At 51.5% G+C, this 14,213-nt stretch carries 13 protein-coding genes; 6 read left to right on the plus strand and 7 right to left on the minus strand.

Annotation, left to right across the window (positions count from 1 at the left end; genetic code table 11):
* The first annotated feature begins 52 nt into the window (after positions 1 to 52).
* From DFR30_RS11310 to DFR30_RS11325, 4 genes are all read left to right on the plus strand, one after another.
* Positions 53 to 1,555, plus strand: a complete 1,503-nt coding sequence (locus DFR30_RS11310) for a leucyl aminopeptidase (protein ID WP_132973304.1) — start codon at positions 53 to 55, stop codon at positions 1,553 to 1,555.
* The gene (locus DFR30_RS11315) at positions 1,542 to 1,970 is read left to right on the plus strand and encodes a DNA polymerase III subunit chi (protein ID WP_132973306.1); all 429 of its coding nucleotides are present in this window, start codon (positions 1,542 to 1,544) and stop codon (positions 1,968 to 1,970) included. The genes DFR30_RS11310 and DFR30_RS11315 overlap by 14 nt, the downstream gene beginning before the upstream one ends.
* Positions 1,970 to 2,338: a hypothetical protein gene (locus DFR30_RS11320; protein WP_132973308.1), complete on the plus strand. Its 369-nt coding sequence runs from the start codon at positions 1,970 to 1,972 to the stop codon at positions 2,336 to 2,338. Before DFR30_RS11315 ends, DFR30_RS11320 begins: the two co-directional genes overlap by 1 nt.
* Before the next feature lie 605 nt (positions 2,339 to 2,943).
* Positions 2,944 to 4,443: a hypothetical protein gene (locus tag DFR30_RS11325; protein ID WP_132973310.1), complete on the plus strand. Its 1,500-nt coding sequence runs from the start codon at positions 2,944 to 2,946 to the stop codon at positions 4,441 to 4,443.
* Between the two features lie 115 nt (positions 4,444 to 4,558).
* Here the strand turns inward: DFR30_RS11325 and DFR30_RS11330 are convergent, their stop codons facing one another.
* Genes DFR30_RS11330 through DFR30_RS11340 form a run of 3 tightly spaced genes read right to left on the minus strand, consistent with a single transcriptional unit; the run spans position 4,559 to position 7,047 of the window.
* On the minus strand, positions 4,559 to 5,344 hold the full coding sequence (locus DFR30_RS11330; protein WP_132973312.1) for a rhodanese-like domain-containing protein: 786 nt from the start codon (positions 5,342 to 5,344) through the stop codon (positions 4,559 to 4,561).
* 5 nt (positions 5,345 to 5,349) lie between these two features.
* Positions 5,350 to 6,681, minus strand: a complete 1,332-nt coding sequence (locus DFR30_RS11335; RefSeq protein WP_132973314.1) for a cytochrome-c peroxidase — start codon at positions 6,679 to 6,681, stop codon at positions 5,350 to 5,352.
* A gap of 33 nt (positions 6,682 to 6,714) precedes the next feature.
* Positions 6,715 to 7,047, minus strand: coding sequence for a FixH family protein (locus tag DFR30_RS11340; RefSeq protein WP_207891883.1), 333 nt, complete (start codon positions 7,045 to 7,047; stop codon positions 6,715 to 6,717).
* 255 nt (positions 7,048 to 7,302) lie between these two features.
* Between DFR30_RS11340 and DFR30_RS11345 the strand changes: the two genes are divergently transcribed.
* Positions 7,303 to 8,019: a SapC family protein gene (locus DFR30_RS11345; protein ID WP_132973318.1), complete on the plus strand. Its 717-nt coding sequence runs from the start codon at positions 7,303 to 7,305 to the stop codon at positions 8,017 to 8,019.
* Between the two features lie 15 nt (positions 8,020 to 8,034).
* On the opposite strand, the gene DFR30_RS11350 is transcribed toward DFR30_RS11345, so the two are convergent.
* From DFR30_RS11350 to DFR30_RS14460, 4 genes are all read right to left on the minus strand, one after another.
* The gene (locus tag DFR30_RS11350; RefSeq protein ID WP_132973320.1) at positions 8,035 to 9,648 is read right to left on the minus strand and encodes a tetratricopeptide repeat protein; all 1,614 of its coding nucleotides are present in this window, start codon (positions 9,646 to 9,648) and stop codon (positions 8,035 to 8,037) included.
* Complete coding sequence (locus DFR30_RS11355; RefSeq protein WP_207891884.1) at positions 9,645 to 12,017, minus strand: ankyrin repeat domain-containing protein; 2,373 nt, start codon at positions 12,015 to 12,017, stop codon at positions 9,645 to 9,647. The genes DFR30_RS11350 and DFR30_RS11355 overlap by 4 nt, the downstream gene beginning before the upstream one ends.
* A 166-nt stretch (positions 12,018 to 12,183) precedes the next feature.
* The gene (locus DFR30_RS11360) at positions 12,184 to 13,422 is read right to left on the minus strand and encodes a type II secretion system protein N (RefSeq protein WP_132973324.1); all 1,239 of its coding nucleotides are present in this window, start codon (positions 13,420 to 13,422) and stop codon (positions 12,184 to 12,186) included.
* Between the two features lie 297 nt (positions 13,423 to 13,719).
* Entirely contained in the window at positions 13,720 to 13,926 is a 207-nt protein-coding gene (locus DFR30_RS14460) for a cytochrome P460 family protein (RefSeq protein WP_207891885.1), read from the minus strand.
* A gap of 16 nt (positions 13,927 to 13,942) precedes the next feature.
* Here DFR30_RS14460 and DFR30_RS14465 point away from each other — a divergent pair, with 16 nt between their 5' ends.
* Entirely contained in the window at positions 13,943 to 14,206 is a 264-nt protein-coding gene (locus DFR30_RS14465; RefSeq protein WP_207891886.1) for a hypothetical protein, read from the plus strand.
* Positions 14,207 to 14,213 lie beyond the last annotated feature (7 nt).

The raw sequence follows: 14,213 nt of genomic DNA on the forward strand, positions 1-14,213 counted from the left end.
GATACCGATAATCCAGCATAACGCAACGAAATTCCAACCGAGGGAGCAGTTCATGGACTTCAACGCCAAAACCGGTGACGCCGACAAACTGGCAAGCAGCTGTGTAGTTGTCGCCGTATCATCGCCACGCCGGCTTTCTGCAGCGGCCACCCGGCTCGACAAGGCCAGCAGAGGACAGATCAGTACCTTGATCAGACAGGGTGATATTGATACCGGCTGTGGTGCTACCACACTGATTCACAACCCGGCCGGCCGGGTCAAGGCAAAACGTATCCTCGTTGTGGGTTGTGGCAAGGATAAAATACTGTCTCCGCAGGCCTTCAACAAGATTGCCTCGGCAGCTGCCTGCGCCGTTCAGCGCAGCGGTGCCACCGACGCCGCCAGCTGGTTGACCGAAATCGAAGTAAAAGACCGCGACAGCTGCTGGAAGGCGCAGCAACTGGCCGCCGCCAGCGAAGACGCCGTTTACCGGTTTGATGAGCTCAAGAGTGACCCCAAACCGCCCAAACGTCCGCTGCGCCGGCTCAGCGTGGTCAGTGCCGATGGCGAGGAACTGGACACTATCCGGGAAGGTATCCAGGCAGGTGCCGCTGTGGCACACGGCATGAACCTGGCCCGCACGCTGGGCAACCGCCCGGGCAACTACTGCACTCCGTCTGACCTTGCCGACCAGGCCCTGTCACTTAAAAATGACTTCCCCTCTCTCAAGGTACAGGTGCTGGAAGAAAAAGACATGGAAAAACTCGGCATGGGCGCGCTGCTGTCAGTATCGCGCGGCAGTCGTGAGCCGGCCAGGCTGATTGTGATGCAATACAACGGTGGGAAAAAAGGCGACAAGCCCACCGTACTGGTCGGTAAGGGCGTCACCTTTGATTCCGGCGGCATCTCCCTCAAACCGGGTGCGGCGATGGATGAAATGAAGTTTGATATGTGTGGCGCCGCCAGTGTTTTCGGCACTGTTGCCGCCGTGGTGGAAATGGCGCTGCCGATCAACCTGGTGGGTATCGTACCTTCCACCGAGAACATGCCCGACGGCCTGGCCACCAAGCCGGGAGATATCGTCACCAGCATGAGCGGACAGACCATCGAGGTGTTGAATACCGATGCCGAAGGCCGTTTGATCCTCTGCGACGCACTCACCTACGCAGAAAAATTCAATCCCGATGTAGTCATCGACGTAGCCACCCTGACCGGCGCCTGCGTCATTGCACTGGGCAAACACGCAACAGGCCTGTTCAGTAACGACCAGCCGCTTGCCGACAAGCTCCTGTCTGCCGGACAAACCACCGGTGACCGGGCCTGGCAAATGCCGCTGTGGGACGAGTACGACGAACAGCTATCCAGCAATTTCGCTGACATGGGCAACATTGGCGGCCGTGATGCCGGCAGTATCACCGCTGCCTGCTTCCTGGCCCGTTACACCAAAGACTATCGCTGGGCACACCTGGATATTGCCGGTGTAGCCTGGAAATCCGGCAAGGACAAGGGTGCTACCGGACGTCCGGTACCACTGCTCACGCAGTTCCTGATGGACCGGCTCCATGACGCAGGTTGATTTTTACGTCCTGGGTGACAGTGCAGCGCGTTCGCGCTTGCAGTTTGCCTGCCGGCTGGCCGACAAGGCCTACCGGCTCGGGCACCGTGTGTACATACACACGGAATCTCCCGAACAGACACAGGAACTCGATACTCTGTTATGGACCTTTCAGCAGAACAGCTTTGTACCCCACAGCACTACGCAGGATGCCGGCGATACAAAACCGTCTGTATTGCTCAGTCACGATACCGAACCGGAGGCCAGCCAGGTGATGATCAACCTGGCGGCGGACGTACCACTTTTTTTCAGCCGCTTTGAACGTGTTGCCGAACTGATCAACGCAGACAATACCGTTCGACAGCAAGGTCGCAGCCGTTACAGTTTTTACAAGGCACGTGGTTACCCATTACGCACACACGAGATTAAATCCTGATGGAAGAACAATTGCCGAGACTCGATGATGAAGGCGTACCGATACTGGAACATCCTGTAGAACCGCAAAGTCCTGCCACCCGGTCAGCCCCTGCAGGACCGGACCTGACCGACTATGACCTGGTGGAACAGCTACTGGAAACCGATAATATCCGCGAGCTGGTCAACGACCTGACCGAGGATCTGCGAAAACTGGTCTGCTGGAAAATTGAAGAGGTGCTCAAGGAAGAAGTCATCAAACTGATTCACAGCGCAACCGAACAGAGCAGCGAAAAGCTTGGTGAAGACATTCGCACCCAGCTGCAACTCGCATTACCGGAACTGATTGCAAAACTTGCTCAGGAAAAGCCGGAGCGCGGGGTCACCTGAATACCGCTTGTACCGTGCCACCAAAATACCATTCGGTACGTAACATTCCCGAAAGCGCCTGGCGGTATACCATAGCTAATGAAATACCGGCCATGGGGTAAATGTAAAATCCCAACCAAAGCTAAACCTTATGTCAGCACAGAGACATATTGTCATGTCATAACTGACAACTCCTGAATACATTGGCCGGATTTCTTAACATATTCTTAACTAACTGCTTATCATAGGTTTTTCATTGATTTTGGAGTTTCAAAATCAATCTGCTGACAGCATCGCCAATAATAAATAATTATTACATTATATTATAAATTATTTATATAATTGATATTAAAAGATATTAACGCTTTCTTTACAACTGTAAATTAATTGATATCGGTTTTTCTTACACATATCCACGACTCATTGCCCAAATCGCCTGTTCAGGGTTTTATGCATCTTACCTCCATGAAATTAATAACAATTATTTAGTTGGCAAGCAATGTGCTCTATGTAGTTGCCCTGCGGCAAACTGTCGCAAGCGATTATTCAAAGTAATGTACAAACATGACACAAATATAAATTCATGAATACCCAAGGGATGGGACCTATTTAGGAGTCTTATTGTAATGAACAAAGCGAATATTAAACTCAGTGCTGTTGCTACTGCAGTTGGCCTTGCCGCCACCGGCACTGCATCAGCCACCAACCTCGGTGAGTTCTGGGCAGCCGACCAGATCGGCGGGATCATGCACATCTTTGATCAGTCCGACCTGAACGACCCGAGTATCGACGCCCAGGAAGCCAAAGTAACCCTAACCGGCAATGTTGGTTCTTCTGATGGCGGTACCCACAGCAGTGTACGCATGCACATCCTCGGCTTCTCCAATCACTCCGGGCTCGACCCGAGCAGCCGTACCATCATGTCTTACCTCGATGGATTTGGTGAAGTCTGGGCCACTAATGGCGGCACTGGCGCCCCAACCAAGATTGCAGATCTGGAAGCTTCAACGGCCAATGCCTATACCGAAGAAGGCCTCGGTGCACCGGTCAAGGGTAACAGCATGCACGCTTGTGGCGGCAACCCGCAAAATACCCAGATCCAGTGTGCTTCTATTTTCAACGGTGACCTGGCCCTCTTCGACGCCGACATGGAAACTGACACCTACACCCGCATCGGCATCTTCAAGACCGGTGATTTCCAGCTGTCGTCAGCACTGGATTCACGCCCCTCGCTAAAAGCCAAGATTCAGGCTGCATATGACGATATGGTCGCAACTGACGCAGACGGCAACCCGAACAACATCTGTTCACAGTACAGTTCTGATGGTCAGTTAATCTATATCGCTGCCCAGACCAGCACTAACACCGGTGGTGTTATTGTTCTTGACGTCAGTGACCCGACCAACCCCACCATCCTTGATGCCTATAATGATGTCATGGCTGCCGGTTGTGGCCTGGTTAATCATCCCGATGGCAAACACCTCTGGATTACTCATGGCTTTAACAAGCAGGGCGACCCGGAAGAAATTTCTATCTGGAAGTACAGCCGCGCCGGTCGTCGCAATGGCCCGGTTGATCGTATCGCGCTGAATACCGATGACAGTCAGGCTGTGTACGGTGGTGACGCACACGGTATGCAGTTTGCCGGTATCACCAACTCATTCGCCTGGCAGGTTATGCGAATCGATGACACCATCCAGGTGGTCAAGTCCAAAGACTGGTTTGGCCGTGGTGGTAGAGGCACTCTGGTCAACGAAATTGACCTGGAAGCCAAGACAGGACGCACCAATGTGCAAGCTGATGTTATCGACCGCTCGGCATTTGGTACGCGCATGTACTGGACAACTCGCGGCCCACGTCCGACATCAGCCATTGGCAGCACCGCTGGTGGTCCGAACCGTTACAACCATGCTGATCGTCAGGCAGGCGTAGATGTCTTCACGACCTTCTTCGGCTATGACGGTGTGTACACCAAATCCGAAACCATGGATAACGGCGGCACAGTCTGGCTTTGTGACAATGGCGGCAATTACCTCGAACAGTGTGGTGCCGGCGACGGTGGTGTGGAAGTAAATTCTTCCGATCCGCACGGCGGCAAGTCACTGAGTTACCTGACTGGTTTCTAAGCCAGCATTCAGCAACCTGACTCATTTACGTTTGATGAGTTGATTAAGGCCGGGTTCATCCCGGCCTTTTTTTTATGCCTGAAGATCGTCTGGTCGGGGCGGATGCGTTTCAGGATCAGCGTCGGCGTTTGAGTGACTTGACAGTATTAAAGCCCCAAAACTGCCAGGCCGGCATACCACCACGATACCATCCAATTTTCTGTGCTGGATAGCCTGCTTCAACCAACGCATGGATGGCATCGACCGAGATACTGTCCAGAGGACCGTTGGACCACACAATCAGATCCATGGCGTTGGAAAAGTCCCAGTCTTTTGACAACAGGCTGACATCCTTTACCGCGAGCGCTTCGAGTTGGCGAGTAATCCAGTCAACATCACCGCGTGGAGTTGCACCAAGTGATTTCAGCAAAGCGACAAACTCAGGATCATCTGCATCTTTCTTGAATTTTCCGATAAAAAGGTGAATCGACCCCGGGATCGTTGCGTAGCGGTATTCTCTTTCACCGCGAACATCTACCAGAACGCCTTTTTTGTCGCGCATCCTGGTCTGCATAAAATCTATGACTTCAACTTCACCAACTGTCCTGACCGGCATATCCAGCTGCATGGGTTGCAGGCAGAAAGGGGGGCAGGCTTCGGCATTATGTCTTAGCGTACCCCGCATATTCGGCCTGGCCTGGAATGACTGGTCTATATCGCGCTCTACCTTGATCGAGCGCCCTTTATGAACGACGAATACATAAGGGACACCATCTTTCAACGGCGCGGTCAGCTTACTACCATCACCGCCGTCAGCATACGAACCGGCACTGTAGACAAGTAGTGAAGAAAACAGCATGGCGGAAAGAGTATGCCCGGGTAGTCTGTTGTGTTGTAAAACATCTCGAAATTTCAGTTTCACAGTTCTCACCTTTTAGAATCCTGATGACTGTTATACGGCTGACCGGACTCCGGTGGATTTAACCAGAAGACATCGGCATTGACGGCACTGTCAAGTGTGTGCAGGAAAGCTGTTAGTTGCTTCAGCTGCCGGGGGGCAAGATCCAGTTTAACCAGCATGCTATGACCGAATGGCGGCACAGGCGCCTTGTTATAATGATCCATTACAGCATCCAGATCAGCAAGCTGTCCATTGTGCATGTAAGGTGCAGTTTGCGTCACATTGCGTAAACCCGGGACCTTGAAGCTGCCGGCAAGGTCATCACCCACTCGTTTTATAAACCTGAGTTCGGAGCAATCTTCTGGCTGTGCATCGCTATATTCCCCCAGGCAATTAAACTCACTTCTGAGTACCTTTTGCACACCGATTGAGCGTCCCCAATCATAAGGTTTTCCCTTCTCGACCGGGCTCCCTATATTATGAAATCCATCATTGGAAAATAGCGGGCCGTTGTGGCATTCAATACAACGCGCCTCGCCAATAAACAAACGCAAACCTTCAACTTCATCGGGTGACAGCAACTTGAGGCCAGCGCTGTTGTTGTGCTGAAGGGCCTCTGCATAGTGGTCAAATCGTGCAGCGGCTGGTAGCAAAAGACGCTCATAGGCCGCAATCACCTTTCCAAGGTTGGAATAGATCTGGCCAATTGTCTTTTTGTCCACTTCGCTCATGCCTTTCCAGGCTTTGGCAATCGCCGGATCAGACGGGTTGCTGACAGGTGCACCTTGCGCCGGAAACCGGTTCTGGTCGGAAAGATCCGGAAATTTACCGAACAGGACCTCGTACTGATGTCGGTAACTGTCGTCAGCAGCAATCAGGTGCGCATACTGTAAACGAGACCCACCATGTTCAACCGGACTTTCCATGGGGCCCAGCGCTTGCGCCCATTGACTGTCAACGTGTCCGTCCCAGAACAGAAACGGATGATACGCGGTACCTACAACCGTCGGGACATTGCGTCCACCCACACCCATACCGACAGCAACCGGCAGGCCATCGGTGAAATATTTCGACGGTATGTGGCAAGTGGCGCATGCCACCTCACCGTTTCCACTGAAACGTTCGTCAAAAAACAGTTGGTGTCCAAATCGCGCCGCCACGGGATTCCCGGCCACGGTGTTACCAGGATCCGGGGACAGCTCAGGAAGACTCCCGATCCAGAGAGATGCGATCGCCCCCTTCTCCTGCTCTGTCCAGGGTGGCTTCGGGTACTTTTGACTTTCGACCCAGTACCAGCCGCCGGCACTTGTGCCAGCCAGCAGTAACAGAACTATTATGAATTTGATATATGTTGGCATACTGGAACCGGAACCGCGTTTGTTCCTACAGGGCTACATGTCAATATCGAAGGCCACACTGTCGGATTGATCACCCGCTGTAATATCCAGAAAGATAACCCAGGGTCCTCGCATACTGAACTTGACGCCCTCGATAAGGTACACACCAGCCTCCAGTTCCCGGGTCACTTCCGGCTCGGTTGGGAATCCATGGTTATGAATCGGCATACCTCCGCCCACCTTGATCCGGGCCCCTGTCACCGGCGCACCTTCGGGTGTTCTGATTGTAGCTGTCCAGGCGTGCATCCGTCCCAGCTGCAACGGGTTTTGACGGCTTTCTATAGTGACTTCGTACAGACCTTCACTGCTGGTTCGGGTGTGAGTCACCCTTTCCTGCGTTTCCCCGGCCCGAGTATTTCCAGTGAGGCCTAACACAAGCAGAACCGGTAACAAATGTTTTATTATTCTCATGGCAGACATCTCACACCACCTCTGAATGTACGCATCGCAAGTATATCAAATTACCGTTCCAGGGAGGTAAAACAAACATACTTTGTGTATAATTTTGACAAGATTGTCAGGTAAATGATCTTTATAGATCCCGCCATAAGAAAATGGTTTCAACCGCCCGGGTAATTCATAATGTCCACCGACAAACATCAATACCAACTTTATAAAAATATTGTTCCGCTTACACGCGAAGACCATGGCCACTTGTACATTGAACGGCTGGATAATTTTAACTATACAAGGAACATTAATACCGTCTACGTCTTTTGCATGGAGTTTATGCGTGTTGCAAAAGAATATCCGATTGTATTTTCCGTCAGCTCGGATGAGATCTACCCTGTGGCGATGCTTGGCCTTCAAAATGGCCGGAATGAATTTCTCGATGAAAAGGCCCGATGGCTTGGCGAGTATGTTCCCTGCTACGTGCGAAGGTATCCTTTCATCCTGATGCGTAATGATGATGGCGGGTTTTACATCGGCATTGACAATGACTACGCCGGCCTGAACAAGCGCGGTCGAGGAGTACCTCTGTTCGGCACAATCGATGACGGTCCCATGCTGACCGAGGTAAAAGACTTCTGCCGGAAATTCCAGACACATATTGACCGCACGAGCCAGTTCTGCAAACGCATGCAAGAACTGGATTTGCTGGTGCCTCTGCGAGCACCTGACAGTGAGATCGCTGGCAAGGTTGATTTCGATGGATATGCTGTAGTGGAGCGACAGCGCATTTGGGATCTGGATGATGATGTGTTACTGGACCTGATGAAAAGCGACACCATGGAGCTATTATACATGCATTTGTTTTCCATTGGTCTGCTGCACACCTTCAAGGAACGCTACCTCTAGGTATGCACTGCCCTGCTAGGCTGTCTTCCGCAGTGCAACAATCAGGGACTCGACAGGATGTCCCGCTTCTTTCCTGTATGAGGATTGATTGCAGCCCAGAAATTCAAAACCGCGCCTTCTGGCAAGTTCCCGCACATATCGGCCGGAATGCGCGTATCGGGCAGTAGCGTTCAGCTTATAGTCATCCTCACCCTGATGTGTTTCCACACTGAAAAGAAACAGGCCATTAGCTCGCAGCGCACTGAAGACTGCCAGAAAATATGATTCCAGATCGCCGATATAGGGAAAGGTGTCGGCACAAATCGCGAGGTCCGTGTCATTCTGGTGCCGGACCAGGCTGGTCAGTAGCTCATTATTTTCCAGCTCGTCATAAATGCCACGTTTTCGCGCCTTGTCAATCATGCGTTGCGAAATATCAACACCCTTGAGCCTGCCCGACAGGCTTTTGAAACTAATGCCGCTCAGCCCGGTGCCACATCCAAGGTCAAGAATATCCAGCCCGCCAGACAGGCCGGAATCCAGATACACTTCTGCAAGTTCTCGCAGTTGTTCCGGTGCATTGTAATCTACCTTTCCGAGTGCGCTGTCGAAATTATCAGCAAATTCGTCGAACAACCGCTGAACGTAGTCATTGTCGGGTTTTGCCGGTGGCGTATTGCCATTAACTGCTGCAAGGTGAAATTGTGCCTGGAAGTTATCCGGATCAATGTCCAGCACATCCCGGAACGCTGCGGCAGATGCTTCGAGCTGGTTCAGTTTCCGGAAGGCATCACCTGCCAACATCAGTGCTTCGACATTAGCGCTATCAAGCTCTATAGCCCTCTTGAAAAATCCCAGAGCAGTTTCCTGCCTGTCCATAGACTGGTGTAATTTTCCCATACCGATGTACGCCGGTGTAAAGCGGGAGTTATTCTCAAGCGCAGTAGAATAACCCGCTTCAGCACCCTGGTAATCTCCACGAGCAGCCAGAATATCGGCTCTGCGCGTCAGCGCATGAACATGCGAACATTCCTTGTCCAGAACACTGTTAAAGCAGTCCAGGGCTTCGCCATACTTTCGAAGATCAAGCAACGCCTTCCCGTAATTAAATAGCGCATCCTGAAAATCCGGCTTTAACTCAAAAGCCTTTCTGAAACTTTCTGCTGCATCTTCCGGCTCGCCCTGGGCCAGTTGCGCTGTCCCCATGATATTGTATGCATTTGCATAACCGGGCTGAATAGCAAGTGCTTCCCTGCACAGCGCAACAGCGCCTTGTGGATTAACCAGCGCCATCTGGCATATGGCGGCATTAACACGCAGTATCGGGTTAGAAACATCGACACGCACGCCTCTTGCAAAGGTTTCACTGGCATCGTCAAGCAGAACACGACTCATTTGTATCGTGCCAAGAAGGTTGAGTGCTTTTCCATCTTCAGGCTTCTGTCCCAGCAATTCTTTGGCACGATGTTCTGCTACTTCCAGGCGACCTGCCTGCTGATCTATCATGCTCATGAAATAAAGCGCATCGGGATTCCCGGGCTCGAGCTGGAGCACATCCAGAAATAACTGCTGCGCATCATCCAGCCGCCCGTCTCTATAGGCCTCCACAGCTCTCGCAAGCGTTACATTATTCAGGACAACCGATGTCACAGGTCTGTTTCCGTCTGTTTTTCGGTACCCTCAGGAGTCTCACCAGCGCGAAGATTTTCTGCCTTCTTGAGCATCAGGTTGATCATCTGGTTTCTGCGCGGAAGCGCGTAATCATTTACAGTATCTCCTTCATTGTCCTTCAGCTCCGTATCAGCGCCTGCAATCAGCAGCATACGGGTTATATCTGAATTCTCCTTGTTTACCGCAAGCATCAACGGTGTAACTCCGTGGTTATTCCTGTGATTGATATCCGCGCCACTGGCCATGAGTTTCTGGACAATAGCGGCCGATCCGATTCTGGTGCCAACAAACAGGGGCGTCTCTCCCTGTTTGTTCAAACTGTCTACTTCAACACCCCTGGCAAGCAGCAAGTCAATAATTACGGGATTAGCACTGCCTGCAGCATAAAACATGGGTCCACTTCCTGCCTTGTTGATGATATCCAGATCAGGGTTACGATCCAGCAGAAGTTTCACGATCTTTGGATGACCAAGACGCAGCGCTTCCATCAACATGGTAGTACCAGCACGCTCTCCAACCAGCATATTGACATCGGTATTGCCGAGAGCATGCCTGACAACCTCATACTGATTATTTCGCAGGGCATATACGAGCGGGCTGATACCACGACTGTCGGGTGTCTTGAAATCTGCACCCTCTCCAATCGCAAACATAACCATTTCCGGCTTCAGGCTGTTAAGCGCAATGATTACGATACCGGCGCCTTTCTTGTTCTTCGCATTGATATCGGCACCGGCGGCAAGTAATTTTTCTGCGACTTCGATATCACCCAACACAGCGGCTTCCAATATTGGAGTTACGCCACTCAAATCTGCCTTATTGACATCAACACCCTGTTTTAACAGCACATCAATAACGTCTGACGCCCCCTTTCGTGCCGCGAAGTGCAGCGCGGTTTTACCTTTTTTGTCTATTGCATTTATATCAGCACCGTTTTTCAGCAGCAGGCGGACGTTGTCAGTACGCTTTGCATTGGCGGCCAGCATTAGCGCAGTGAGGCCAGTGTCAGTCGTCGCGTTAACTTCAGCTTTCTGCTGAACAAGCATCCTGACCAATCCGGTATCTTCAAGCGCAGCAGCATACATGAGGGCTGTTTTATTTCGTTTTTCCGGAATATTGACATCAGCTCCACCATCAATGAGCTGCCTGGCAATGTCTGTTTTACCGAGTTGTAGCGCACGGTTCAAAGGAGTTGACATGAAGGCATTTCTGGCATTGAGATCAATACCCTGATCAACAACAATCCTGATGACTTCGCTGGCTCCATTCTCTATTGCATAGTGCAGGCAATTACGCTTAACAGTGTCTGCAGCATTGATATCAGCACCATACTCCAGCACCCTTCTTACGATATCAACATGATCCTTGCTACAGGCATACAGTAAAGAGCTACTGCCCTGCTCGCCGGAAAGATCCAGGCCCGCGCCTGCAGCGACCAGTTTTTCCATCAGGGCAACATTGCCTTCCTGGGCAGCTATTGAGACCGCGGTATACCCGTTTCCAGGTTCCGATACGTTGACGTCGACACCCCTGGAAATCAATGTGTCAACAATATCTGCGTACCCTTTGCGTGCTGCCACCATTAATGGTGTGAAACCGACGAAGGAATCGTTTCCGGGGTTGGCGCCGCGCTCAAGAAGTAATTGCGCCGTCTGCGGCTGCTCCTCCAGCAAAGCCGCTATCAGTGGGCTCTTGTTCTGAAAATCAATAACATCAATGTTCGCACCGGCGTCCAGCAGAATTTCAACTATAGCGTTTTGACCCGCGGCTGCCGCATCCACAAGCGGCTGCCGGGCTGCCTCGTCTCCCTCACCTATAACCGGTTCTTTAGTCGCACCGTTCTGCAAGAGAAGTTCAACAATCGCCTGATCTCCTCTCTCAGCAGCATGTGATAAAGGTGTGTGAATCTTCTGAAACAGCACGTTGACATTTGCACCACGCCGGATGAGCTCACGTATTGTCTCCGGGTGCCAGCCATCTATGGCATATGCCAATGCCGTATAGTTAGCAGGGCCACTTGTCTCCAGGTCAGCTCCGTTTTCCAGCAAAGTGATAGCAACATCGGTGTACCCGTTGGCAGCCCCGTACATTAACGGGGTAGCCTTTTCCGGTGATAGCGCATTGACATCAGCACCTGCTTCAATCAGGTAACGTACGGTACCGGTGCGTCCTTTCTCGGCTGCCAGCATCAACAATGTCCGGCCATTATTGTCTGTTACATCGGGGCTTGCACCACCCTCAATGGCTTGCCTGACCGAGCCAGTATCACCCTTTGATGCCGCGATAAACGGGTTGTCTTCGACCTGAGCCCTGTCACCGTCACCCTCTTGCCCTCCTGGTGTTGACACTTCTTGCTGATCTGTACAGGCTGCCAGCAAAAAAAGAATGACGAGGGTGTAAATTTGTACTGTTTTACTGCTTTTCAATGATCTTTCCTCATACCCGCACCGCTGCATGATCTTGCAACGATAGCTCATTATCATGTCAGAGAATTCTGATTGGAAACCTGCCAGCCTAGTGGTCAAACTCTACTGACTGGCTGACCCCGGTTGTCCGCTCACGTTGTTTTGCCCGGTACTCTTCAGCCTGTTGCGACTCATCCCAGTCAACACCCAAATCTTCATCATCGATACTGACTGGCGAGACTACCGCAGAAACAGGTGTGGAACTGCCCTTGTCGCCACCTTTCTCCACCAGCCTGCTTCCCGCTGAAGAGGGTGTGACAAAACCCGGACTGGTAACCAGAGCATTATCATTTGCTTCGGTCAATGGCTGTGGATTGCCGGAAGCTTGTGATACATCGCCTGCCTTACCATATACAGGCCCACTCACTGCTTCTTCCGCGCCGGGATCAGCAAAAGCCGTCTCAAATTCGAAGTGGAAAGGAATCTCGTTGCCATTACGGTCAATGATGACATCCGCCGAGGTGGCTGTTTTCAGTTTTTTGATTTCCTCGATGCCCTCAAGCCCGTCCGAGAAACGCATGCCATTAAGTACTGTAATCAGGTCACCATCTTCAATACCGAGCGTCGCCATCATTTCCCGACCCTCTTCTCCCAGCGCCTTGACCCTGAACCCAATGAAGCTGCCTCCCTTAAAGGCTTCTTCGAAGCCGAACAGTTTAATCAGGTCCATGCCGTCCCCGGCCAGAAAACGGTCGCGGTAATTAGTGACAATGCGTTTCTTCTCGGCCTGGATCTCGGCACTGTCATAGAAATGTTCTCTCGACAGCGAGTCTTTTGGCAATTTAAGTGTTTCGTACTGCCCATTGATCAACAAAATAATCCTGTCGTCGTAAATTTCTTTCAGGGTAGCGAGCTCAAACACTTTTTGTTGTATGGTGAAATAGCGTTCCTTCTTGTCCCGGTTATTCTGGATAATCGCAAAACTGTGATCGACATTATCGCCGGAGAATATACCTCTCAACGTCAGGTCAAGTTTCGTCTCAGGCGCAACTACGGGTTCTGTGGTTTCAGAAGTATTTTCGTTCGCCTGGCCGAACATGTGCAGGTCCGCGATATCCTGACTGGCGTAGCTGCGCGCAGCTTGCCCGGAACCGGTTGATGGTTCAATTTCCGACGTTGAAACGCTGATGTCTCGACTGCCCCCCGATTGCAAGCGGTTGAGAATTGAAGAGCCGAACACCGCTGTCTGCTGGACAAGTGCAGCAGCAATCAGAACATTGATGAACAGACGCAACCACCCCCCCGGCGTACGCGGCTTGAATAGCTTGCACTTCTTTGTCGATGACATAACAGAACCTGAACCATACTCTGATAATTTTGGGTGCTGCTGTATGGATGAATACCGGTAACGTTATTGTACTCTCACTGGTCGTTCTTATCAGTTAAAAGTCATGGTCTTTACGGGAAAATATGCTGGCGTCCTCAAACAATATTGGACATATGTCCATACCGTTAAAGAGTCTCCCGGTCATGGGCTATCCTGGCATTTGTATGGTTTGTACCTCTGTCTTCCGTAATCTACTGAATCTCATTACCTTAATCGACGCAGACAGAAGCCCGGGGGTACATATCTCCCGCTAACCGGCTATTTGAACACCGTGGGGAACAGGGCTGGCGTGGTAAATACCCAGTTACTACCCTTGACCGGGGTATGGCAGGAAATACACTCCTGGCTGAAACCTGCATCCTCGCCATACGGTTTCTGCTGGCTGCCGACCCAGCGAGCCCAACCCCGGCCCGTGCCATTATCTGCCCATTTTTTGCTGTCCCGGAACATAAATTCGGCATGCACAAACTTGTCCGGGGCAATGGCTTTCGGCCAGGGAGTGGAACAGCTACTGGAAACCGATAATATCCGCGAACTGGTCAACGACCTGACCGAGGATCTGCGAAAACTGGTCTGCTGGAAAATTGAAGAGGTGCTCAAGGAAGAAGTCATCAAACTGATTCACAGCGCAACCGAACAGAGCAGCGAAAAGCCTGGTGAAGACATTCGCACCCAGCTGCAACTCGCATTACCGGAACTGATTGCAAAACTTGCTCAGGAAAAGCCGGAGCGCGGGGTCACCTGAATACCGT

This window comes from Thiogranum longum (assembly GCF_004339085.1).
GTDB classification, from domain to species: Bacteria; Pseudomonadota; Gammaproteobacteria; order DSM-19610; family DSM-19610; genus Thiogranum; species Thiogranum longum.